Annotated in this window: 7 protein-coding genes; 4 read left to right on the top strand and 3 right to left on the bottom strand. The window is 72.7% G+C overall.

Annotation, left to right across the window (positions count from 1 at the left end):
• Nucleotides 1-55: 55 nt before the first annotated feature.
• Both ACWDRW_RS32285 and ACWDRW_RS32290 read right to left on the bottom strand, forming a co-directional pair.
• Nucleotides 56-268, bottom strand: a complete 213-nt coding sequence (locus tag ACWDRW_RS32285; RefSeq protein ID WP_451729420.1) for an MbtH family protein — start codon at nt 266-268, stop codon at nt 56-58.
• Nucleotides 265-18,837: an amino acid adenylation domain-containing protein gene (locus tag ACWDRW_RS32290; protein WP_451729423.1), complete on the bottom strand. Its 18,573-nt coding sequence runs from the start codon at nt 18,835-18,837 to the stop codon at nt 265-267. Before ACWDRW_RS32290 ends, ACWDRW_RS32285 begins: the two co-directional genes overlap by 4 nt.
• A gap of 176 nt (nt 18,838-19,013) precedes the next feature.
• Here ACWDRW_RS32290 and ACWDRW_RS32295 point away from each other — a divergent pair, with 176 nt between their 5' ends.
• Genes ACWDRW_RS32295 through ACWDRW_RS32305 form a run of 3 tightly spaced genes read left to right on the top strand, consistent with a single transcriptional unit; the run spans nt 19,014 to nt 21,990 of the window.
• Nucleotides 19,014-20,054, top strand: coding sequence for a FecCD family ABC transporter permease (locus tag ACWDRW_RS32295; RefSeq protein ID WP_451729425.1), 1,041 nt, complete (start codon nt 19,014-19,016; stop codon nt 20,052-20,054).
• 3 nt (nt 20,055-20,057) lie between these two features.
• The gene (locus ACWDRW_RS32300; protein ID WP_451729428.1) at nt 20,058-21,134 is read left to right on the top strand and encodes a FecCD family ABC transporter permease; all 1,077 of its coding nucleotides are present in this window, start codon (nt 20,058-20,060) and stop codon (nt 21,132-21,134) included.
• Between the two features lie 4 nt (nt 21,135-21,138).
• Complete coding sequence (locus ACWDRW_RS32305; protein ID WP_451729431.1) at nt 21,139-21,990, top strand: ABC transporter ATP-binding protein; 852 nt, start codon at nt 21,139-21,141, stop codon at nt 21,988-21,990.
• Nucleotides 21,991-22,027: 37 nt separating this feature from the next.
• On the opposite strand, the gene ACWDRW_RS32310 is transcribed toward ACWDRW_RS32305, so the two are convergent.
• Nucleotides 22,028-22,975 (bottom strand): methionyl-tRNA formyltransferase, encoded by a 948-nt coding sequence (locus tag ACWDRW_RS32310; RefSeq protein ID WP_451729433.1) that lies wholly within the window; start codon nt 22,973-22,975, stop codon nt 22,028-22,030.
• A gap of 122 nt (nt 22,976-23,097) precedes the next feature.
• Here ACWDRW_RS32310 and ACWDRW_RS32315 point away from each other — a divergent pair, with 122 nt between their 5' ends.
• Nucleotides 23,098-24,420 carry a lysine N(6)-hydroxylase/L-ornithine N(5)-oxygenase family protein gene (locus tag ACWDRW_RS32315; RefSeq protein ID WP_451729436.1) on the top strand — a complete coding sequence of 441 codons (1,323 nt, stop codon included), beginning with the start codon at nt 23,098-23,100 and terminating at the stop codon, nt 24,418-24,420.
• Nucleotides 24,421-24,476 lie beyond the last annotated feature (56 nt).

The raw sequence follows: 24,476 nt of genomic DNA on the forward strand, positions 1-24,476 counted from the left end.
CCACGGGCGGTGCGAAGGGGGCGGTCCTCGGACCGCCCCTTCCCTGTGCGTGAATTCAGCGATCCATCGCCTCGGCCAGGCTCCGGGGCCGCATGTCCGTCCAGTGGGTCTCGACGTGGTCGAGGCACGACTGCCGTGTCGCCGGGCCGTGGACGATCCGCCAGCCCGCGGGCACCTCGACGAAGTCCGGCCACAGGCTGTGCTGGTTCTCGTCGTTGACGAGTACCAGGTAGGTGCCCTCGGGATCCTCGAACGGATTGCTGCTCATGCCTGTCCTCCCTTGTACGGGTTCGCCGCCGCCCACGCGACAAGCCCCTCCAGCGCCCGGAACCAGCTCCGGGCGAGATCCTGGACGGTCTCGCGCGTCAACAGCCCTTCCAGATACGACCAGTGCGCCGTCAGCACCGGCCCGTCCGCGCGGTCCTCGGTCACGACGTTGATGGTCAGCGCGTGGCCCTGCCGCATCGCGGCCTCGGGCCCGATGTCGGCCGCGTCCTCCTCGGGCGCGTACGACCAGTCCGTCTCCTCCGGGATGCCGAACCGGCCCAGGTAGTTGAACTCGACCCGGGCCGGTTCACGGGCCGAGAGCACCTCGCGGGTGCGGGGGTTGAGGTGGCGCAGCATGCCGTAGCCGAGGCCGCCCGCGGGCAGGGACGCCAGGTGCTGGCGTACTCCTCGCACGGCTTGCTCGGCCGCCGGGCCGCCCGCGAACGCGTCGGCGGGGTCGGCGGTCCCGGAGTCGAGCCGGACCGGGAAGACGTTGGTGAACCAGCCCACCGTACGGGAGAGGTCGGCGTCGTCCCCGGCCAACTCCTCATCGCGGCCGTGGCCTTCCAGGTCGACCAGGACCGAGGTGCCGGAGTCGCCCGCTCGCCGCCGCCAGTCGGTGACGGCGAGCGCGAGCCCCGCGAGCAGCACGTCGTTGACACCGGCTCCGAAGGCCGCGGGCACGACGGAGAGCAGCGGCCCGGTGTGCTCGGCGGGCAGGCGCAGCACGACCTCCCGCTGGGTGGCGGTGGTGTCGCGGTCCGGGTCGAGGGGCCGGGCGAGGGGGAACGGACTCGCATCCAACACGTGCTGCCACACTGCCAGTTCATCCTCACGGGCCGGTTCCTGGGCCCGCTCGGTGAGCAGCCGGGCCCAGCGGGCGAAGGAGGTCTCGACCGGCGCCGGCCGTACCTCCCGTCCGGCCCGGACGTCCTCCCAGGCCGTCGCCAGATCCGGCAGGAGCACCCGCCAGGACACACCGTCCACCACCAGGTGATGGGCCATCAGCAACAGCCGTCCGGGCGCCTCCCCCGCGTCGAACCACACGGCCCGCACCATGGCTCCCGCCTCCGGATCCAGCAACGACCGTGCCTCCTGCGCATGTTCGCGTACGCAGTCGGCGAGCTGTTCGGCACCGAGCCCGGCCACGTCCACCCGCTCGATCCACCCTCCGGCGTCCACCGAGCCCACGGGCGGGACGTGCAGCGACCAGTCCTCCCGCGACAGCCGCGCGCGCAGCATGTCGTGCCGGTCGGCGAGGGCCTGGAGCATGGCGGTCAGACCCCGCAGGTCCAGGGCCGCCGGTGTCCGTACGAGCGCTCCCTGGTGGTACGTCGAGCTGGGGCCGCCCAGTTCGCGCAGCCAGTGCATCACCGGGGTCAGCGGAACGGTTCCGGTGCCGTCGTCCTCCCGGCGCGACGCACCGGTGTCGGCGGACTCGGCGACCGTGCCCAGCGCGGCGACCGTGCGGTGCCGGAAGACGAGCCGTGGGGTGATCCGCACACCCGCCGCCCGGGCCCGGCCGACGAGTTGCATCGCCACGATGCTGTCGCCGCCCAGGGCGAAGAAGTCGTCGTCCACGCCGACCTGTTCGAGCCCCAGCACCTCGGCGAAGACCGCGCACAGCGTCACTTCCAGCGGGGTGGCGGGGGCGCGTCCGGAGGACAGGGCGGAGAAGTCGGGGGCGGGCAGCGCGGTCCGGTCCAGCTTGCCGTTGGGCAGGCGGGGGAAGCGGTCGAGGGGAACGACGACGGCCGGGACCATGTGGTCGGGCAGGTGCGCGGCGACGAATCCACGCAGCGCCGCCGGATCCGCTTCGGTGACCGCGTAGGCCACCAGCAGCTTGCGCGCGCCCTCTTGATGGACCGTCACGAGTGCCTGTGCGACCGAGGGGTGTTCGGCCAGCGCCGACTCGATCTCGGCCGGTTCGATCCGGAAGCCGCGGATCTTGACCTGGTCGTCGGCCCGGCCGAGGTAGTCCAGGCGTCCGTCGGCCGTCCAGCGGGCCAGGTCGCCGGTGCGGTACAGCCGGGAGCCCGGGGCGCCGAAGGGGTCGGCCACGAACCGCTCGGCGGTCAGCCCGGGCGCGCCGAGGTAGCCGCGGGCGAGTCCGCCGCCGGCCAGGTACAGCTCGCCGGTGACGCCTGGTGGCACCGGCTGGAGCAGCGGGTCCAGGACGTACGCCCGGGTTCCCGCCACCGGGCGCCCGACCAGGGGCCGCTCGCTGTCGCCGATCCGGGCCACCAGAGCGTCCACGGTCGACTCGGTCGGCCCGTACAGATTGAACGCCTCGGTGCCGGGCAGCTCGGCCAGCCGCCGCCACTGAGCGGCGGGGACCGCCTCGCCGCCGACTCCGACGACCGCGAGAGGACAGTCGCCGTCGAGCAGGTCGGCCATCTGGGCGAAGAAGGACGGGGTCACCTCGAGGAAGTCGAAGCGGTGCTCGCGACTTGCGGCGGCGAGCAGCTCCGGATCGCGGCGGACCTCCTCGGAGACGATGTGCACACAGTGCCCGTCCAGCAGCCACAGCTGGGGCTGCCAGGAGGCGTCGAAGAAGAACGACCAGGCGTGCCCGGCCCGCAGGTGCCGTCGTCCCGCGGTCTCGATCGCCGGGCCGTAGAGGGTCTCGCGGTGGCTGTGGAAGAGGTTGCCGAGGCTTTCGTGGGTGACCACGACTCCCTTGGGGCGGCCGGTCGAGCCCGAGGTGTAGATGACATAGGCGGGGTGGCGAGGCGTCAGTTCCGTGCTGAGGTCGGCCGGGTCCTGGGCCGCGATGCGCTCGGCCGTGGCGGGGTCGTCGAGCACCAACCGCTCGACGCCCGCCGACAGTGTGACCTCGCGGGTGGTGAGCGTGACCAGGGCTCGGGCGTCGTCGAGGACGTCGGCCGTACGGCTGTCCGGGGCGTCGGGGTCGAGCGGCACGTACGCCGCTCCCGCCTTGTGCACGGCGAGCACGGCCACCAGGAACCGGGCGGTGCGCGGCAGCGCCAGTGCCACGAACCTCTCGGGGCCCGCGCCGAGTTCGACCAGGAGGCGGGCGAGCCGGTTCGCCTCTGCGTTGAGCTCGGCGAAGGTGAACTCCAACCCGTCGGAGGCCGCCGCCGGGAGGTGCGGGAACTCGCGTACCCGCTGTTCGAACAGCGCGGGCACGGTCGTCGGAGCGGCGAGGGCGGGCCGGCTCTGCCAGCCCCCTTCCAGGCGTCGTCGTTCGTCCGCGTCGAGGAGGTCCACGCGGCTCACGGTGACGTCGGGGTCGGCGGTCACCGCGCGCAGGACGCGCCGGAGGCGGTCCGCGAAGGACTGTGCGGTGGTGGGGTCGAACAGGTCGGCGCTGTACTCCAGGACGCCGTCGACACCGGTGCCGTCGGCGCGCTCGACGAAGTCGAAGGACAGGTCGAACTTGGCCGTCGTCCCGGTCACCTCGTCCCGGTCGGCGTGCAGTCCGGGCAGGCCCGGGTCGTCGCCGTCGGCGGCGAGGTACACGACCATCACCTGGAAGAGGGGGTGCCGGGCGAGCGAGCGAGCCGGGTTGAGCACCTCCACCAGCCGTTCGAACGGCACGTCCTGGTGGTCGAAGGCGGCCAGATCCGTCTCCCGTACCCGGGCCAGCAGTTCCCGGAAGGTCGGGTCGCCCGAGGTGTCGGTGCGCAGGACCAGGGTGTTGAGGAAGAAGCCGACGAGGTCGTCGAGGGCCGCGTCGGTGCGGCCGGAGATCGGGCTGCCGATGGGGATGTCGTGGCCGGCTCCCAACCGGGTGAGCAGGGTCGCGACGGCGGCCTGGAGCACCATGAACACGCTGACGCCGTGGTCGCGGGCCAACCGCCGCAGATCGGCATCCAGTTCCGCGTCGAGGGAGAGGTCGGCGGAGCCGCCCCGGTAGCTGGACTCCAGCGGGCGGGGCCGGTCGACGGGCAGCGCCAGTTCCTCGGGAAGTCCGGCCAACGCCTGCCGCCAGTGGGCGATCTGCCGCTCACCGACCTCGGCCAGCAGCCCCTCCTGCCAGAGCGTGTAGTCGGCATACTGGACCGGCAGCGGCGCCCACTCCGGCGCCCGCCCCTGGGTGCGGGCGGCGTAGGCGAGGGCCAGGTCACGGTTCAGGGGTGCCTGCGACCATTCGTCACCGGCGATGTGGTGCAGCAGGAGCAGCAGCGTCCACTGCTCCTCACCCGTGCGGAACACATGGACGCGGAGTGGGGGTTCGCGGTCGAGCCGGAAGCCGTACGTCCCGGCCTCCCTGAGCTGCTCGGCGAGCCGCTCCTCGGTCGTGTCCACGACCTCGAAGGGGATGTCGACGTCGTCCAGGATCAGCTGATACGCCCGCCCGTCCTCGTCCGGGAAGACCGTGCGCAGCGTCTCGTGCCGTACGACGAGATCGTCCACGGCGGCCCGCAGCGCCTCGACGTCCAGCGGGCCGGTGAGCCGCCAGGCCGACGGGATGTTGTACGTCGCGCTCGGCCCCTCCACCTGGTACAGCACCCACAGCCGCCGCTGGGCGGAGGAGAGCGGGAGGCGGTCCGGGCGCGGGCGCGGGGTCAGCGCATGGCGAGTGGCCGCCGGTTCCGGGCCGGCCTCGGCGAGCCCGGCCACGGTCCGCGTGTCGAACACCGTCCGCAGGGACACCTCGACGCCGAGCGTGGCGCGGATCCGCGCGGCCAGGCGCATGGCGAGCAGGGAGTGGCCGCCCAGGGCGAAGAAGTCGTCGTCGACGCCGACGTCCGGCAGGCCGAGGACGTCCGCGAAGAGGCCGCACAGGATCTCTTCGCGGGGTGTGCGCGGCCGTCCGCCCACGGTGGCGAAGTCCGGCGCCGGCAGGGCCCGGCGGTCCAGCTTGCCGTTGGGGGTGAGCGGCAGCGCGTCCAGCGGGACGAAGGCGGCGGGGACCATGTGCTCGGGGAGGGCGGCGGCGGTGTGGCGGCGCAGGTCGGCGATGCCTTCGGTGGCCGCGACGACGTAGGCCACGAGCCGCTGGTCCTGGGCGACGACGACCGCGTGCGCCACCGACGGGTGCCGGACGAGGACGGCCTCGACCTCGCCCGGTTCGATGCGCATACCGCGGATCTTGACCTGGTCGTCGGTGCGGCCGAGGAAGTCGAGCATGCCGTCGGCCGTCCAGCGGGCCAGGTCGCCGGTGCGGTACATGCGGGAGCCGGGGGCGCCGCGCGGGTCGGCGACGAACCGCTCCGCGGTGAGGCCCGGGCGGTGGAGGTAACCGCGGGCGAGCTGGACGCCCGCCAGGTACAGCTCCCCCGGGACACCCGGCGGGACCGGGCGCAGGGCGGCGTCCAGGACGTAGGCGCGGGTGTTCCGGACCGGGCGGCCGATGAGCACCTGGCCGCCCCCTTCCGGCACCTCGGTCGCCGTCACGTCGACGGACGCCTCCGTGGGCCCGTACAGGTTGTGCAGCCTGGCCGGAAGGAGCCGGTGGAAGCGCTGGGCCACCGGGGTGGGCAGCGCCTCGCCGCTGCACATCACCTGGCGCAGGTCCGTGCACTGGGCGGCGGCGGGCTCCTCCAGGAACATCTGGAGCATCGAGGGCACGAAGTGCGCGGTGGTGACGGCCTGGTCCTGGATCAGCGCGGCCAGGTAGGCGGGGTCCCGGTGGCCGTCGGGCCGGGCGAGGACCAGGGTTGCGCCCGTGATGAGCGGCCAGAAGAACTCCCACACCGACACGTCGAATCCGGCGGGGGTCTTCTGGAGCACCCGGTCCTCGGCCGTGAGGCCGTAGGTGTCCTGCATCCAGAGCAGCCGGTTCACGATGCCCGCATGGGGGACGACGACTCCCTTCGGGCGGCCGGTCGACCCCGACGTGTAGATCACGTAGGCAGGGCTCAACGGGTCGTACGCATCCGGGATTTCGCCCTCGGGTCCGGTCGGCAGCTCGCCCTGGACGACGGTCACGGGCCGCGCGTCGTCCAGCGTGAACGCCAGCCGTTCCTCGGGCTGGTCGGCGTCCAGCGGCAGATAGGCTCCACCCGCGCGGTGCACCGCGAGCAGAGCCACCACGAGCTCGACCGACCGGGGCAGGGCCACGCCCACCGTGCGCTCGGGGCCCACGCCCGCCCCGGCGAGGACCCGTGCGGTGTGCTCGACGCGGGCGTCCAACTCCGCATAGGTCAATCGCTGTGCGCCGAAGACGAGCGCCAGGGCGTCCGGCGTTCGGGCCACCTGCGCACGGAACAGCTCCGGGAGGGTCGTCGCGGGGAGTTCGCGAACCGTGTCGTTCCACTCCTCGACGACCAGGTCGTGCTCGTCGGCGTCCAGAAGCCCGAGGTCCCGCACGGGACGGTCCGGTTGGTCGGCCACCTGCTCCAGCAACCTGACCAGATACCCGGCCAGTCGCCGTGCGGTGGTCTCGTCGCACAGGTCGAGCGCGTGTTCCAGGAGCAGCACCAGACGGCCGGGGCCCGTTTCGTCCACGAAGGTGAAGTGGAGGTCGAACTTGGCCGTACCGGTGTCCAGGTCGAACCACTCGGTGGGCAGGCCCAGCACGTCGGGGTCGCCGTCGGGCCGGTGGTGGTAGCCGAGCATGACCTGGAAAAGCGGGTTGCGGCCGGTGACGCGGGGCGGGTTGACGGCCTCGACGACCTGGTCGAAGGGCAGGTCCTGGTGCTCGAAGGCGGCCAGGGAGGACTCGCGGACCCGGGCCAGGAGTTCCCGGAAGGTGGGGTCGCCGGAGGTGTCGGTGCGCAGGACGAGGGTGTTGACGAAGAAGCCGACCAGGTCGTTCACGGCCTCGTCGGTGCGGCCCGCGACGGGGGCGCCCAGGGGGATGTCCTCCCCCGCGCCGAGCCTGTGCAGCAGGGCGGCGGTGGCGGCCTGGAACAGCATGAACATGCTGGTGCCGGTGGCCCGGGACAGTTCGCGCAGGGCACCGCCGGTGTCGGGGTCCAGCTCCAGGCGGACCCTGCCGCCCCGGCCCGTGGGCTGGTCCGGGCGCGGCCGGTCGAGGGGCAGGAACAGTTCCTCGGGGAGGTCCCGCAGCGCCTCGGTCCAGTGGGCGAGCTGTGCGGGGCCGACCTGTTCGAGGAGGGTGTCCTGCCAGAGGGTGTAGTCGGCGTACTGGACCGGCAGCGGCGCCCAGTCGGGGGCGCGGCCCTCCCGGCGGGCCTCGTAAGCGGTGGTGAGGTCGGTGAGGAAGGGCCGGTCGGACCATTCGTCGGTGGTGATGTGATGCAGCACGAGCGCCACCACGTGGTCGGCGCGACCGACCCGCAGCACCTCGGCGCGCACCGGGATTTCGGCGCTCAGGTCGAAGGGCTGGCGCTGGGCCGCCTTGACCCGCGCGGTGAGTTCCGCCTCGGCGCATTCGGCGACGACGAACTCGGGCTCGGCCTCCTCGGCGATCCACTGGTACGGCTCGCCGTCCTCGTCCGGGAAGCGGGTGCGCAGCGCTTCATGGCGGTCCGTCACATCGCGCAGCGCGGAGCGCAGTGCTTCGAGGTCCAGTTCGCCGCGGAGCCGGAAGACGAGCGGGAAGTTGTAGGCGCCGCCACCTCCGGTGATCCGCTCGACGAGCCAGAGCCGACGCTGAGCCGCCGACAGGGGTATCCGCGCCGGCCGCTCGGCCGCCCGCTCCAGCGCGGGACGTGCGGGACGGCCCGCCTCCGCGCGCAGGGCCAGCGCCTCAGGCGTCGGTGCCTCGAACAGGTCGCGGATCGCCAGCTCCGCGCCCAGCTCGGTACGCGCCCGGCTGATCAGCCGGGTGGCGAGCAGTGAATGACCGCCCAGGTCGAAGAAGTTGTCCTCCGCGCCGGTGCGGGGCAGCCCCAGCACCTCGGCGAAGAGCCGGCACAGCACCTCCTCGACTGGCGTGCGCGGACCGCGCCCCTCCGACAGGGCCACCGCGGGCTCGGCGTCCGGCAGGGCACGAATGTCCAGCTTGCCGTTGTCGTTCATCGGCAGCCGGGGCAGCACCACGAAGGCGGCCGGAACCATGTAGCCGGGCAGCCGCCGCCCCAGGTCGTCCCTGAGCCGCCGTACCAAGGCGCCCTGGCCGCGGGTGGCGGTCGGGGTGTTGGCGTAGGGAGCGGTGCCTCGGGCGGCGCGCGGGCGGTACAGGCCGTGGGTGCGTCCCGACCGGGCGGCGGGGACGAACACGGCGTCGAAGAAGCCGGGTTCGGCGGACCAGGTGGTCAGGACGCGGTATCCGTGGGCCGCGCCGAGCTGCCGTATGTCCTCGGGCTCCTCGCCCGCCTCCGGCACCGGCGCGGAGTCCATGGCCCGCATCGCGGCCAGATCCGCGGCCGTACGCGCGTCGGGGATGCGCAGGACCCTCAGTGGCTCGGTCCCGTCGAGGTGGCCGGTGAGGTCGGCGCCCCACGTCAACTCGGGTACGTCGGCCAGGCGTACCGCATCCTCCGTGTCGGGGTACAGGACCACGTCGTAGCGGTAACGCGTCAGCTCGTTGTGGTGCCGCCCCGCCTTGGTGCGCAGGTCCACGCCGACGCCCAGGGTGGTGAACCAGTCGGGGTCGACCAGGAGTTCCTTCTCCAGGGCGAGACCGCGGTCCACGGCCTGACGCAGCGGCTCGGCCTGGCGGGCGGTCTGGACGCCGGTCTGGAACACCCGCGCCTGCCGTAGGTCCCGGACGTCTCCGAGGAACAGCGCGCCGCCGGGCGCGAGCAGGCCCATGGCGCCCCGGACGACCTTGCACAGATGGTCCAGGCTCGGGAAGTACTGGACGACCGAGTTGATGACGACCGTGTCGAAGAACCCGACCGGCAGGCCGTCCGTCACCTCGGCGGCCTGGCAGCGCAGTTCCACCTTGCGGGCCAGCTCGGGGTCGGCCTTCAGGTCATCCCCGAGTTTGCGGATCACGGGTGCCGCGAAGTCGGTCGCCCAGTAGGCCTCCGTCTCCGGGGCGAGTTGGGAGAGCAGCAGGCCCGAGCCGACGCCGATCTCCAGGACGCGCCGGGGCCGCAGCTCGCGGATCCGCGCGACCGTGACCTCGCGCCACTCCCTCATGTGGTCGAGGGGGATCGGCTCGCCGTCGTAGGAGCTGTCCCAGCCCGCGAAGTCCTCGGTGAACAGGGCCGTGCCGATCTCGGTGTACTCGGCGGAGTAGATCTCCCGCCACTCCCCGATCTGCTCCCGCTCGGCCTCCTGGCGGGCCTCGGCGTCGGGCTCGGCCGGGACGACGTAGGCCACGAGCCTCTTGGTGCCGGGGGCGTTCGCGTCGTCCCGGGCGATCACGGCGGCCCGGGAGACCTCGGGGTGCTGGGCCAGCGCGGTCTCGATCTCGCCGAGTTCCACCCGGTGGCCGCGGATCTTGACCTGGTCGTCGGTGCGGCCGAGGAAGTCGAGGTTTCCGTCGGGGCGGCGGCGGACCAGGTCGCCGGTGCGGTACAGACGCTCCCCTGGGTGCCCGTAGGGGTCGGCCACGAATCGCTCGGCGGTCAGTCCCGGCCGGTCGAGGTAGCCGCGGGCCAGGCCCACGCCGGCGATGTACAGCTCGCCCGCCACACCGTCCGGCACCGGTCGCAGCCAGGTGTCCAGGACGCGGGCGCGGGTGGCGCGGATCGGGCGGCCCACGGTCGGGGTCGCGCTGTCGTGGGTGCCGCCGCCGAGGGTGTTGATCGTGTACTCGGTGGGCCCGTACAGGTTGTAGCCGTACGTCCCCTCGGTGTCCCGGAGGGTGTTCCACACCGTCTCGGTGACCGCCTCGCCGCCGAGCAGCACCAGCGGTGGCCGGTGGCCCTCCAGCAGCCCCTCCTCGATGAGGAGATGGGCGTACGTCGGGGTCACGTTGACCACGTCGACGCGGTGTTCCTCGCAGTACGCCACCAGCGCGGTCGCGTCCCGGCGCAACTCCTCGTCGCAGATGTGGACTTCGTGGCCCTCTACGAGCCACAGCAGCTCCTCCCAGGACATGTCGAAGGCGAACGACACGGTGTGCGCGATGCGCAGCCTTCGCCCGCCCGCCGAGGCGATGGCCGGGGCGAAGATCTCCTTCTGGTGGTTGAGCTGCATGTTGGTCAGGCCGACGTACGGCGTGACGACACCCTTGGGGCGGCCGGTGGACCCGGAGGTGTAGATGACGTAGGCCGGGTGGTCCAGGCTGAAGACCCGGGTGACCGGGTCGGCGGAGAAGCCCGTGAGCGTGGCCGGGTCGTCGAGGAGGACGCGCGGGGTGTCGCCCGTCAGCGTCCGGGAGACCGCCTCGGTCGTCAGCAGGAGCAGCGGTCGGGCGTCGGCCAGCATCAGGGAGAGCCGCTCGGCGGGGTGGTCCAGTTCCAGGGGCAGATAGGCGGCTCCGGTGCGCAGGACCGCGAAGAGCGCCACGACGGTGTCGATCGAGCGCGGCAGCCCGAGCGCGACGACCCGCTCGGGGCCGGCGCCGTGTGCGATCAGCAGCCGGGCCACGCGGTTGCAGCGGGCGTCGAGTTCGGCGTACGTCACGGTGTGGGGGCCGAAGACGAGGGCCGTGGCGTCGGGGGTGCGGGCGGCCTGGGCGGCCAGCATGTCGGCCACGGTCTCGGGCGGCACGGGCTGCCGGTTCGCCTCCTCCTCCCGGGCCAGCGCGGCGGCCTCGGCGGGCAGCAACGCGGAGAGGGAGCTCACGGCGGCGGACGGGTCGGCGACCAGGCGGCCGGCCAGCAGCACGAACCGGTCGAGCAGACTGCGGGCGTAGGAGTCGTCCAGCAGGTCCGGGCGGTAGGCGAGGGTGACGCGGACCCGCTCGCCGGGGGTGACGACGAGGTTGGCCGGGTAGTGCGTGGCGTCGACGTTGGCGACCGCCGTGGCCCCGTGCCGCTCGCGCAGCTCGGCGAGCCGGTCGTCGGTGTCGGCGTTGCGCAGCACGAACAGCGTGTCGAACAACCGGCGGTGACCGGTCTCGGCCTGGAGGACGCCGAGGCCCAGATACTCGTACGGCATGACCTCGAGGCGCTCGCGCTGGACGCGGCGCAGCAGCTCCAGCACCGGCTCGCGCGGGTCGAAGGCGATGCGGGCGGGCACCGTGTTGAGGAACATGCCGATGACGTTCTCGACGTCCGGCACCTCACTCGGGCGCCCGGCGACGGTCGTGCCGAAGACGACGTCGCTGCGGCCGGACGCGCCCGCAAGCACAAGACCCCAGGCGGCGTTCAGCACCGTGTTGAGGGTCAGCCCGTGGCGGCGGGCGGTCTCGCGCAGCCGCTCGGTGGTGTCGGCGTCGAGCACCGCGTCCAGGTGCTCCGGGATCACCGGTTCCAGGCCTCGGTCGTCGACGGCCGGCACCAGCAGCGTGGGCTCCTCGAATCCGGCGAGCGCGGTCCGCCAGACCCGGGTCGCCTCGGCCCCGTCCTGGCGCTCCAGCCAGGTCAGGTAGTCGCGGTACGAGCCGGGGCGGGCGAGTCCGGCCGGGTCGCCGCCGCTCTCGTACAGCGCGAACAGCTGGTCCAGGAACAGCCAGGCCGACCAGCCGTCCCACAGGATCAGATGACGTCCGACGACGAGCCGGTCGCCGCGTCCCTCGCCGAGCCGGATCAGCAGCATCCGGAAGAGCGGCGGGCGGCTCAGGTCGAAGCGGCGGGAGCGCTCCTCGTCCATCAACTCCCGCATGCGGTGGTCCTGTTCGGCAGGAGCGAGGTCGGACAGATCCACTTCCGTCAGTGGTGTGCCGACGTCCCGCGCGAGGAACTGCACCGGCTGGCGCAGGCCTTCGCTGGTGAACCCGGCGCGCAGGGAGGGGTTGCGGGCCAGGAGGGTGCGGGTCGCGGCCCGGAGTCGCTCGGCGTCGACGCGTTCGGCGAAGTCGAAGGACTCGTGGACGGTGTAGACGTCCAGGGCGCTGTCGTCGTACGTGGAGTGGAAGAACAGGCCCTCCTGGAGGGGGGCGAGGGGCCAGATGTCCTCCACGAGGCCCGGGGCAAGCCGCTCGACCCGGTGCCGCTCCTCCTCCGTGAGGGTGAAGTCGGACGCCCGGGTCTCCGCGGGCTCCGCCAGGGTCGCGGCGGCGGCGAGGGCGGCGGGTGTGCGGTGCTCGAAGACGTCACGCGGGCCGAGCAGCAGACCGGCCCGGTGGGCCCGGCTGGCGACGGCGATGGAGCTGATGCTGTCGCCGCCGAGCAGGAAGAAGTCGTCGTCGACTCCGGCGTCCGGGAGTTTCAGTACGGCGGCGAAGATCTCGGTGAGGAGCTGCTCCCGGGGCGTGCGTGGGGCGCGGGGGGCGGCGCGTTCGGCGGTCGGGGCGGGGAGCGCCTGGCGGTCGAGCTTGCCGCTGGGGGTCAGGGGCAGGGCGTCGAGGGGGACGTAGGCGGTGGGGACCATGGGCGCGGGGAGCGTGCCGGTCAGGGTCTCGCGCAGGCGCGCCGGGTCCAGGGACCCCGGGACGACGTAGGCCACGAGGGCGTTGTCCCGTACCGTCACGGCGGCCTGGGCCACGTCCGGCAGCCGGGTCAGCGCGGCCTCGATCTCGCCGGGCTCGATGCGGTTGCCGCGCAGCTTGACCTGCCGGTCGGTGCGGCCCAGGTACTCGATCACCCCGTCGGGGCGGCGCCGGACGAGGTCGCCCGTGCGGTACATACGGGTGCCGGGCGGCCCGTAGGGGTCGGCGGTGAAGCGCTCGGCGGTCAGCGCGGGGCGGGCGTGGTAGCCGCGGGCGAGTTGCACGCCGGTCAGGTACAGCTCGCCGGGGACGTCGTCGGGGACCGGGCGCAGACAGGCGTCCAGGACGCGCAGGCCGGTGTTCCACACCGGGCGGCCGATGGGCACGGAGGCGCCGTCGTCGGTGCCGTCGTAGGGGTGGTGGGTGACGTCGACGGCTGCCTCGGTGGGGCCGTACAGGTTGTGCAGGGGGACCCCGGTCAGCTCGCGCCAGCGCCGGGCAGCGGCGACGGGCAGCGCCTCACCGCTGCTGAGGACGCGGCGCAGGGAGGCGGACCAGGCGGGGTCCGCCGTGACTTCCTCGGACTGGAGGAACGCCTCCAGCATGGACGGCACGAAGTGCAGGGTGGTGATGCGCTGTGCGCGGACGAGCGCGGCCAGATAGGCGGGGTCGCGGTGTCCGTCGGGGCGGGCGAGGACCACGGCCGCGCCTTCGAGGAGCGGCCAGAAGAACTCCCACACGGAGACGTCGAAGCTGGACGGTGTCTTCTGCAGCACCCGGTCGTCGGCCGTCAGCCCGTACGCTCCCTGCATCCAGGCGAGGCGGTTGACGATGGCGCGGTGGGTGACGGTCACGCCCTTGGGGCGGCCGGTGGAGCCGGAGGTGTAGATCAGGTAGGCGGGGTCGTCGGGGTGGGCCGTCCGTACGGCCGTGGGTTCGGCCGGGGTGTCGTCGGTGTCGAGCAGGAGCAGCGCCGCCTGGTCCGGCAGCCGGTACGCCGTCTCCGCCAGGGTGACGACCGTCGTGGCCCCGGAGTCGGCGAGCATGTGGGCGACCCGGTCCGCCGGGTAGTCCGGATCGACCGGCAGGTAGGCGGCCCCCGACCTCAGGACGCCGAGCAGGGCCACCATCAGCTCGGTCGACCGGGGCACCGCGACCGCGACGAAGTCTCCCGGGCCGGCGCCGCGGTGGCGCAGGCGCAGGGCCAGCGCCGCGGCTCGGGCGTCGAGTTCGGCGTACGTCAGCACCTCGTCCTCGAAGACGACGGCCGTGGCGTCCGGGGTGCGGGCGACCTGGGCCGCGAAGGCCTCGGCCAGGGTGGTCTCCGGGAGGGTGTGTTCCTCGCCGGCCGGGTGGGCGCGCAGGGCCTCGTCCGGGGAGAGCAGGTCCACGGCGGCGACCGGGCGTGCGGGATCCCCGGTGAACGCCTCCAGGACACGGCTCAGCCGGTCGCCGAGAACGCGGACCCAGTTCCCGCCGAAGCGCTCCGCGTGGTACTTGAGCCGCAGGTCGAGCCGCTCTCCCGGCTTGACGACGAGGGCGAGCGGATAGTGGACGGCGTCGTGGAAACGGTCGCCGGTGATCCGTACCCGGCCCGAGGCGTCCCGCAGGTCCGGCTCGACGGGGTAGTTCTCGAACACGACCAGGGTGTCGAAGAGTTCGCCGTCGCCCGCGTGTCCCGCGAGCCGCTGGATCTCCGCGAGTCCGAGGTGCTGGTGGTCGAACAGACGCGCCTGTTCCTCCTGGAGGCGGCTCAGGAGCGCGCCCAGGGGCTCGCCCGGTGTCCAGCGCAGCCGTGTCGGAAGGGTGTTGATGAACAGCCCGACCATGGAGGCGACGCCCTCGACCTCGCTGTCCCGGCCGGAGACGGTCGTGCCGAACACCACGTCGTCCCGTCCGGTGAGGCGCCCGAGCAGCAGTCCCCAGGCGGCCTGGACGACGGTTCCGAGGGTGACGCCGTGCTCACGGGCGCGCTCCACCAGACGCGCGGTGGTCCGCTCGGGCAGCTCCAGCCTGATGTGATCCGGGTGGACCGGCGCTCCGGTGGCCGGGGTGTCGGTCAGCCGGGTGGCCTCGTCGAGGTCGGTGAGCGCCGCGCGCCAGGCGGTGCGGGCGGCTTCGCGGTCCTGCCCGGCCAGTCGGCGCAGGTGGGCGCGGTACGGGGTGACGTCGGGGAGGGGCGGGGTGTCGGTGCCGTAACAGGCCATGAGTTCGCGGTGCAGGACGGGCAGTGACCAGCCGTCGGCCACGATGTGATGGAAGGTCAGCACGAGGCGGCTGCGGAGTTCGCCCAGGCGGACCAGGGCGCAGCGCAGCAGTGGGGGCGCCGCGAGGTCGAATCCCGCGGCGCGCTCGTCCGCGGCCACGGCGTCGCCCAGCGCCTCGCGGGCCTCGCCCCGCTGTCCTGAGAGATCGACCTCCCGCCAGGGGAGTTCGGCGTCGCGGGTGATGATCTGCACGGGGCTGCCGTCCGGGCCCTGACGGAAGGCGGCGCGCAGGGGTGCGTGCCGGCCCAGCAGGCGCTGTGCGGCGCGGCGCAGTGCGTCACCGTCGACCGGACCGCTCAGGTCGAGCACCTGCTGGACGACGTAGACGTCGTGCTGGGTGCCGCTGGTGAGCGAGTGGAAGAAGAAGCCCTGCTGGAGGGGGGTGAGCGGGAGGAGTTCCTCGATGTCGAGGGGGTGGGCGCCCTGGATCTCGTCGATCTGGTCCGGGGCGAAGTCCAGGAGCGGTGACTGCTCCGCCCGTTCCTCGACCCGCTCGACGGCCGCCTGGGCGAGGGCCTCGGCCGTGCGGTGCCGGAAGACGTCGCGGGTGGTGAGCCGGAGACCGGATTCCCGGGCGCGGATGAGGAGTTGGATGGCGGTGATGCTGTCGCCGCCGAGGGCGAGGAAGTCGTCCTCGGCCGTGACCGACTCCAGCCCGAGCACTTCGGCGTACAGGCCGCAGAGCAGCTTCTCGCGCGGGGTCGCGGGTGGGCGCCCTGAGCTCAGCGCCGCGTAGTCCGGGGCGGGCAGGGCCTTGGCGTCGATCTTTCCGCTGGGGGTGACCGGCAGCGCGTGCAGCGGTACCAGCGCCGAGGGGACCATGTAGTCGGGGAGCCACTCGGCCGCGTGGGCGCGCAGGGTCCGCATGAGCGCGGTGACGTCACGGAAGGGGGCGGGGCGGTTGGCGTGCGGGTACGTGCCGGAGGCGCGGTAGAGGCCGGTGCGGGGCTCGTCGAGCGCCAGTACGGCGTCGAAGGCGCCGTCGTCGGCGCCGCCGTTCCAGGTGAGGGCGGCCCGGTAGCCGTGCCGGGCGGCCAGGGCGTGCAGTTCCTCGGGGTCGGCGCCGGCGGCCGTCTCGCCGCTGCTGCCCTCCAGGCGCCACTGGTCCGCCAGGTCGTCGGCGAGGCGTGCGTTGGGGACGCCGGTGATCCGCAGGCGCGAGGGGCGCTCGGTGAGCAGGGCGTCGAGGTGCGCGGCCTCCGACCAGGGGATCTCGCGCTCCTGAGGAGCGGCCCCCTGCGTACCGGGGCGCAGCACGACGTCGTAACGGTACCGGCTCAACTCGTTGTGGTGGACGCTCCGTTTGATCCGGATCTCCGCGTCGAACCCGTCGAGGGCGGCGAAGTAGTCGGGATCCAGCAGCAGTTCGCCCTCCCAGCGCACCGACTGCTCCACGGCGGCGCGCAGGGCGCTCTTGTCGTCGGTCGCGGCTCGCCGTGTCTCGACGGCCGCGCGCAGGGTGCGCAGCAGGCGGAGGTTGCGGACGTCGCCGACGAAGATCTGTCCGCCGGGGGCGAGCAGGTCGCCGAGGCGCCGCAGGACGTCCGTCAGGTACTCCGCGCTCGGGAAGTACTGGGCCACGGAGTTGAGGACGATGGTGTCGAAGTACCGGTCGGGCAGTCCGCTCGTGTCGTGGGCGGGCTGGGCGCGCAGTATGACCCCGGGAAGGTCGGTCCGGGCGCGCAGCGCGTCGATCGCCTCGGTGGAGAGGTCGGTGCCCCAGTAGGCCTCGCAGTCGGGGGCGATCCGTGAGAGGATCAGGCCGCTGCCGACGCCGACCTCCAGCACGCGCCCGGGCGTGCCGAGTTCGCGGATGCGCCGGACGGTCGCCTCGCGCCATTCCCGCATCTCCTCGACGGGGATGGGGAGTCCGTCGTACATGCTGTTCCAGCCGGCGAAGTTCTCCTCGGAGCGCTCCGATCCCACGGCGCTGTAGAGGAGTTCGTGGACCTCCTTCCACCCCTCCACCCGAACGTCCGGGCCGTCGAGGGCGGGGACGACGTAGGCCACGAGCCGCCGGTCGCCGGGACGGTCCTCGCGGGCGACGACGGTGACCTGGTCGACGGCCGGGTGACCGCGCAGGACGGACTCGATCTCTCCGGGCTCGATCCGGAAGCCCCGGATCTTGATCTGGGTGTCGGCGCGGCCGAGGAATTCGAGGCGTCCGTCGGCCCGCCGGCGGACCAGGTCGCCTGTGCGGTAGAGGCGCTCGCCGGGGGCGCCGAAGGGGTCGGCGACGAATCGTTCCGCCGTCAGGTCGGGGCGGCCGAGATAGCCCCGGGCGAGACCCGCGCCGCCGAGGTACAGCTCACCGGTGAGCCCGGCGGGGACGGGCCGGAGGAAGGCGTCGAGGACGTAGGCGCGGGTGCCGGGGTCGGGCACGCCGATCGGCACGATCGACCCGGCCGGGATGTCGGGGTCGCACAGGCCGAGGGTGGAGTTGGTGGTCGCCTCGGTGGGGCCGTAGGCGTTGAACATCATCCGGCCGCGGGCGTAACGGCCCACCAGCTCCGGGGAGACCCGTTCGGTGCCCGCCAACAAGGTAGCGGTGGGAGGCAGTTCGACGTCCTCCGGCATGGCGGCGAGCAGCGCGGGCGGCAGGATCATGAAGGTGATGCCGTGGGCGTTGGCGTAGTCGGCGAGCGGCGCGCCCGGAACCCTCAGTTCGGCCGGGACGACGACCAGACGGCCACCGGAGAGCAGACCGAGGCACAGGTCCCAGAAGGCGACGTCGAAGCTCGGCGAGGCGAACTGGAGGACCCGGCTGTGCGGGCCGACACCGAAGCGTTCGCTCTGGGTGGCGACGAGTTTCGCCACCCCGCTGTGGGCGAGGACGACGCCCTTGGGGCGCCCGGTGGATCCCGAGGTGTAGATGACGTAGGCGGCGTTGTGGACGGTGACCGGCGCTTCGGGGTCGTGGGCCGGGTGCCGGGCGAGTTCGGCGGCCGAGTCGGGCGCGTGGAGTGCCAGCAGGGCCATGCCCTCTCGTTCGGGCAGGTCGCGGGCGGTCTCCTCGGTGGTCACCAGGCAGACTGGCGCCGCGTCGCCGAGCATGTACGCGATGCGGTCGGCCGGATAGTCGTGGTCGATCGGGAGATAGGCGGCGCCGGACTTCAGCACGGCGACCTCGGCGACGATCAGCTCGGCGGAGCGGGGCAGGGCGAGGGCGACGATGCGCTCGGGGCCCGCGCCGCGGGCGAGCAGGGCGTGGGCGAGCCGGTTGGCGCGCTCGTCGAGTTCGGCGTAGGTCAGTTCCTCGTCCTCGAAGACGAGGGCCACGGCGTCGGGGCGGCTGCGGACCTGCTCGGCGAACATCGCGGGCCAGGTGTCCGCGGGGACGGTGTGCTCGGTGGCGTTCCAGTCGTGGACGACCTGGCGGTATTCCTCCTCCCCCATCAGCGCGAGCCGGTCGACGGGGGTGTCGGGGTGGGCGAGCGCGTCGGTCAGGAGGGTTCGGTAGTGGCCGAGGAGCCGCTCGACGGTAGCGCCGTCGAAGAGGCGGGGGTCGTAGGTCGCCTTCGCCTCGCCCTCGCGGATCTCCAGCAACAGGTCCAGCGGTCCCGGGAGTTCGCTCGCGGGGCGGGTGGCGGTGGCGAACGCGGTGTTGAAGAGGAGCCCGCCGCCGCGCAGGGGGCGGGGGCGCAGTTCGTCCAGGAGCAGATCGACGGGCAGCCGGTGGGTCTCGGCCTCCTCCCACGCCTCCGCCACCCGCCCCAACAACCTCTGGAAGGTGGGGGCGTGGTCGGTGGTCACCCGTAACGGCAGGCCGTCGTGGCCGACGGTGAGGTCCGTGGCCCCGCTGTAGCGGTGCAGCAGGGCGAGGTAGGCGGTGAGCAGCCGCTGGTCCGTGGCGTGCGGGACACCGGACAGCGTGCGGGTGGCGCGGCCGGGGTCGGGCTCGGGTGGATGGGGTCGGTCGGCGGGCAGGGTGATCTCGGGCGGGAGCGGGGTCAGCAACCGCCGCCAGTAGGCCAGGACTTCCTCGGAACCGCACACTGCAGCGTGCCCTCCCAGCAGGTCGTTCCCGGCCTGGGCCGGGGGTCGGCGCCATAGTAAGGTAAGGGTTACCTAATTAATAGGGCGCGCGCGGATTTGGCGAAGGGGATGGGACAGTGGTCCAACTCGCCCTACAGTCCTGACCAGTTAGGCAAGGCTGACCGAAGGAAGTGAACGTGGGGACCTCGGCGGTCCGGGAGGCGAAGGGCCCCCGCGCGATGCTCCTGCTCGCGCTGTCCGGCGCGGCACTCGTGGTGCTGTGCGGCCTGTCGATGGCCTACGGCGCCCTCAGCGTCCCGCTCGACGACGTCTGGCGCACCCTCCTGGGCGATGCGCCCAACTCCCGTATCGACAACGTCATCTGGTCCGTCCGGCTGCCCCGGACCGCTCTCGGCCTCGCCACCGGCGCCGCCCTGGGCCTGTCCGGCGCCCTGATGCAGGCGCTGACCCGCAACCCGCTGGCCGACCCCGGCATCCTCGGCGTCAGCGCGGGTGCCGCCTTCGCCGTCGTCCTGTCCGTGGGCGTGCTCGGCATCGGCTCGGTCTACGGCTACATCTGGTTCGCCTTCGCCGGCGCGTTCACCGCGAGCGTGCTGGTCTATCTGCTGGGCGGGCTCGGCCGGTCGGGCACGACGCCGGTGAAGCTCGCCCTGGCCGGGGTCGCGGTGACCTCCCTGCTCTTCTCGCTGACCAGTGCGATCGCCCTGACCGACCCGGACGCCCTGAACCGCTACCGCTTCTGGTCGGCGGGGTCCCTGGCCAACCAGAACGACGCAGTGCTGCTGTGCGTCCTGCCGTTCCTCGCCGTCGGCGGCGTCCTGGCCCTGGCCTGCGCGCCCGCCCTGAACCGGCTGGCGCTCGGTGACGACGTGGCCAGGTCCCTGGGGCTCAGGCTCGGACTGGTCCGCGTCCAGGGCGTGGTGGCCGTCACGCTGCTCACCGGCGGGGCCGTGGCCGTCATCGGCCCCGTCGTCTTCGTCGGCCTGGTCGTGCCGCACATCGCCCGCGTCCTCGCGCAGTACGCCGGTATCGGCCCGGACCACCGCTGGCTGCTGCCCCTGTCGGCCGTGCTCGCGCCCTGCCTGCTGCTGGCCGCCGACATCGCCGGACGGCTGATCGCCCGGCCGGTCGAGATCCAGGCCGGCATCCTGGTCGCCTTCCTCGGCGGCCCGTTCTTCATCGCGCTGGTGCGCCGCCGACGACTCGCGGAGCTGTGAGCCATGACCACCGACCTCGCTCCCGTGCCGCGCCGGACCGCCGGCCGGCTCACCTTCCGCCTGACCGTCCCGCCCGTCTCGGGGCTGCTCCGCCCCCGGCTGCTGGCGGTGTGCCTGGTCCTCGCCGCGGCCGCCTCCGTGCTGTTCGTCGTGGAGACCTCCGTCGGGGACATCGCCCTGCCGCTCACCGACGTGCTCAAGGCCCTGGTGGGCGCGAGCGATCCCGCCACCGAGCTGATCGTCCACGAGCTCCGGCTGCCGCGGGCCCTCGCGGGCCTGCTCGTCGGCGTCGCCTTCGGGGTCTCCGGCGCCCTGTTGCAGACCATGACCCGCAACCCGCTGGCCAGCCCCGACATGATGGGCATCACCCAGGGCGCCGGTACGGCCGTGGTGGCCGGGATCGTCCTCGGCTGGGACGGCGGTCTCGGCACCCAGGCGCTCGGGCTGCTCGGCGCGCTGCTGGCGGCGCTGCTGGTGTACACCCTGGCCTGGAAGCGGGGCACCAGCGGCTACCGGATCGTCCTCGTGGGCGTCGGCGTCGCCTGGATCTGCACCAGCGCCACCGACTACCTGATGGCCCGCGGCCAGCGCTTCCAGGCGCAGGCGGCGCTGGGCTGGCTGGTGGGCAACCTCAACGGCCGTACCTGGGAGCAGATCACCCCGCTCGCCGTGGCGATGGTCCTGCTCCTGCCGCCCGCGCTGCTGCTCGGGCGGCTGACCCGGACCCTGGAGCTCGGCGACGACGTGGCCCGGGGCCTCGGCACGCGGGTGCAGACCGTCCGGGTGGCGGTCCTGCTCGCCTCCGTGGGCCTGGTGGCCTTCGGCACGGCGACCGCCGGACCGGTGGCCTTCGTGGCGCTGGCCGCGCCCCAGGTCGCCCAGCGCCTGGCCGGCACGGCCTTCCCACCACCCGTGGCCGCCGGTCTCACCGGAGCCGTGATGGTCCTCGGTTCCGATCTCGTCGCCCGCAAGCTCGTCCCGGACACCGAGCTGCCGGTCGGGATCGTGACGGGCGTGCTCGGCGCGCCCGTCCTGCTGTGGCTGCTCATCCGTGCCAACCGTGCCGGTTCAGGAGGCTGAGAACGTGTCGAAGACGGACCCCGGGCCGGCCGAAGGACCCGAACTGCGCGCCGAGGGACTGCGGTTGGCGTACGACGACCGGGTGGTCGTGGACGATCTCGACCTGGTCGTTCCCACCGGCCGGATCACCGTGATCGTCGGGGCCAACGCCTGCGGCAAGTCCACCCTGTTGCGTGCCCTGGCCCGGCTGCTGACGCCCAAGTCGGGTGCCGTGCACCTCGACGGGCGCTCGATCCACTCGATCCCGACCCGTACGCTCGCCCAGCGACTGGGCATCCTGCCGCAGTCCCCCGTGGCGCCCGAGGGGCTGACCGTCATCGACCTGGTGGGCCGGGGCCGGTCGCCGCACCAGACGTGGTGGCGGCAGTGGTCGTCGGCCGACGAGGAGGCGGTGCACGAGGCGCTGCGCGCCACCGACATGACCGATCTGGCGCACCGGGCGGTGGACGAGCTGTCCGGTGGGCAGCGGCAGCGGGCCTGGATCGCCATGGCGGTCGCCCAGGACACCCCGGTGATGCTCCTGGACGAGCCGACGACGTACCTCGACCTCGCCCACCAGATCGACGTCCTCGACCTGGTCACCGACCTGAACCGGCATCAGGGCCGCACGGTGGTGATGGTGCTGCACGACCTCAACCAGGCCTGCCGCTACGCCGATCACATCGTCGCCATGAAGGCCGGCCGGGTCGCCGGAGAGGGCACGCCGACCGAGGTCGTCACCGCCTCGACGGTCGAGGAGGTCTTCGGGCTGCGGTGCGTCGTCGGCACCGATCCGGTGAGCGGGACGCCGATGGTCATCCCGATGGGCCGGCACCACGAGGGCTCCGAGGACCCGGCACCGGTCGCCACGGGTTGAGCGGTGGGACCGGGGCTTCCCGGTCCCACCGCGACGGTCACGGACGGGCCGTCAGATAGCCGCCCATCGTGCGGAAGTACTCGGTGGCGGCGTACTCGCGGCCGTCCTCGGTCCGCACCCGCTGGACCACCAGACCGGGCAGCCGGCCCGAGCGCGCCCCGGCTCCGGCCACGATGACGATGCCGTCGCCCTCGCGGATGAAGACGCGCCCCGGGGTTCCGCCGTAACGCCCCTGCGAGACGGTTGCTTTGAGGATCCGGATTCGCTCCCCGCGATAGTGCGTGAAGGCGTTGGGGTACGGGTCCGACTGGGCCCGCACCAGCCGCTCCAGGTCCTCGGCGGGCCAGGTCCAGTCGATGCGGCTGTCCTCCAGGGACCGTTTGTGGAAGAAGGTCGACCGGGAGCGGTCCTGCGGGATCCATACGGCCCTGCCGGAGGCGATGAGATCCAGGGACTCCCCGACCACCGGACCGATCAGGTCGACGGTGCGGTGGAACAGGTCGGTGGCGGTGTCGGCGGGCCCGACGGGCACCGCCCGCTGGAGCAGGATGTCGCCCATGTCGAGCTCGGCGTCCATGCGGTGGGCGGTGACGCCGACCCGCTGCTCGCCGTTGACGAGCGCCCAGATCAGCGGCGAGAAGCCCGCGTAGGAGGGCAGCAGGGAGTCGTGGATGTTGAGCGTGCCGTGCGGCGGCAGGTCGAAGATCTCGGCCGGCAGCCAGGTGCGCCAGTTGTTCGCGACGATGATGTCCGGCTCGGCGTCCTTGAGCGCCCGGAGCAGTTCGTCGTCGCCCGGCCGGTTCCGCAACAGCACGGGTACGCCGTGCTTTTCGGCGAGGTCGGCGACGGAGTCGCTCCAGATCCGTTCGTACACGTGGTCGCTCTTGGGGTGGGTGACGACCAGGACCACTTCGTGTTCGGAGTTCAGCAGAGCCTCTAGCGTTCGGTGTCCCCAGGTCTGGTAGCCGAACATGACGACCCGCATACAAGCCCTCCTCAGCCATTGCTAGGTAAGGCTAACCTTATCTAGCATGAGCCTGCTCGGGGGAGACTCTGGACCTCATCTGAGAGCGCTGTGAACTCCCCCCTACAGGAGGCGATGACGCGGTGACGACATTGCACAGTGGGCCGGATTCCGTCTACGACGTTCTGGGCATCGGCTTCGGGCCGTCCCATCTCGCTCTCGCGATCGCGCTCCACGAGCACGACGCGAGCGCGCAGGGCTTACGTGTGGGATTCCTGGAGCGGCAACGGCGGTTCGGTTGGCACCGCGGCATGCTCATCGACGACGCGACGATGCAGGTGTCCTTCCTCAAGGACCTGGTGACGATGCGCGATCCCACCAGCGACTTCAGCTTCCTGTGCTATCTGCGCGAGCGCGGCCGGCTGGTCGACTTCCTCAACCAGAAGACCCTCTTCCCGTTGAGGATCGAGTTCCACGACTACTTCGAGTGGGCCGCCGCGCGCGTCGGCCATCTCGTCTCCTACGGCGCCGAGGTGGTCTCGGTACGGCCGGTCACCGAGGACGGCGAGGTCCGATGGTTCGACGTCACGAGCCGCGATCCCGACGCGCCCGGGGAGTTGACCGTACGCCGCACCCGGACCCTCTGCGTGGCCACCGGCCTGGAGCCGCACCTGCCGCCCGGCGCCGCGCTGTCGGAACGCGTCTGGCACAACAGCGAGTTGCTGCCGCGCGTGAACCAACTCAACCGCTCGGGAACCTCGGTTCGCCGGGCCTTCGTCCTCGGCGCGGGCCAGAGCGCCGCCGAGGCCGTCGACTATCTGCACCGCAGCTTCCCCGAGGCCGAGATCTGCTCCGTGTTCTCCAAGTACGGCTACACACCGGCCGACGACAGCCCGTTCGCCAACCGGATCTTCGACCCCGAGGCCGTGGACCTGTTCTACGGCGCTCCGCCCCAGGTGAAACGGTCGCTGTACGACTACCATCGCGGCACCAACTACTCCGTGGTGGACATGGAGTTGATCGAATCCCTGTCCCGGACGATGTACCAGGAGAAGGTCCGGGGAACGCAGCGGCTGCGGATGATGAACGTCTCGCGGATCCGCGAGGTCGACAGCCGCGGGGACAGCCTGGACGTGACGGTGGAGTTCCTGCCCACGGGGGAACGCGAGGTGCTCACCGCCGACGTGATCGTCTACGCGACCGGCTACCGGCCCCGGGGAATCGGCGACCACCTCGGCGAGATCGCCAAGCTCTGCCTGCGCGACGAGGAGGACCAGCTCCGGGTCGGGCGCGACCACCGGGTGGAGACCGCCGCGCACGTCACGGCGGACGTCTACCTCCAGGGCGGCACCGAGCACACCCACGGCCTCACCTCGACCCTGCTGTCCACCACCGCCGTACGCGCCGGGGAGATCTGCGCCTCCCTCCTCGGCGGCCGCCGGACGGCGGTCAGCTCCCGGGAGTAGCATCCGTTGGCCTGCCGTCACCCCCTGGTGGGGTGGCGGCAAGCGAACGGGGTCTC

This window comes from Streptomyces sp. NPDC003635, from assembly GCF_053587635.1.

What these genes read in the sequence shown, in the direction of transcription:
- ACWDRW_RS32285 (WP_451729420.1), bottom strand. Translation starts at nt 268, where the DNA reads ATGAGCAGCAATCCGTTCGAGGATCCCGAGGGCACCTACCTGGTACTC.
- ACWDRW_RS32310 (WP_451729433.1), bottom strand. Translation starts at nt 22,975, where the DNA reads ATGCGGGTCGTCATGTTCGGCTACCAGACCTGGGGACACCGAACGCTA.
- ACWDRW_RS32300 (WP_451729428.1), top strand. Translation starts at nt 20,058, where the DNA reads ATGACCACCGACCTCGCTCCCGTGCCGCGCCGGACCGCCGGCCGGCTC.